The sequence below is a fragment of the Polaribacter sargassicola genome, assembly GCF_021991835.1.
GTDB lineage: Bacteria > Bacteroidota > Bacteroidia > Flavobacteriales > Flavobacteriaceae > Polaribacter > Polaribacter sargassicola.
Genome location: NZ_JAHDAU010000112.1, coordinates 1 through 332 on the forward strand (window position 1 = coordinate 1; position 332 = coordinate 332).

Sequence of the window (332 nt, forward strand, 5' to 3'; positions counted from 1 at the left end):
GGGGGATGCCTTCAGCGAGTCGGCGATGGCGGGGAGGATCGGGTCGACCAGGCCGATGCCCATGAAGGCGACCACGCAGGCGAAGGCGACCGCCCATACCTGCGCGGGCTGGCGCCAGACCGATCCCTGTGGTGTTCCGCTCATTCGGCTTCTCCTGTCGTGGTGGTTTCCTGTGCGTGTGCGGCGAGGATCTCTGCTGCGCGCTGCAGCACGATCCACTCCTCGTCGGCGAGCCCCGCGAAGCGGGGCGCGAGCGTGTCGCGCAGCTCCGCCCGCCACTCGGCGAGGTGGATGAGCCCGGCATCCGTCGCGTGCACCAGCGTCGCCCGCGT

1 protein-coding gene is annotated in these 332 nt (G+C 70.8%); it reads right to left on the minus strand.

Annotation, left to right across the window (positions count from 1 at the left end; genetic code table 11):
• Positions 1–140 precede the first annotated feature (140 nt).
• A partial coding sequence (locus KI686_RS17525; protein ID WP_237590336.1) for a hypothetical protein occupies positions 141–332 on the minus strand: 192 nt, incomplete at its 5' end.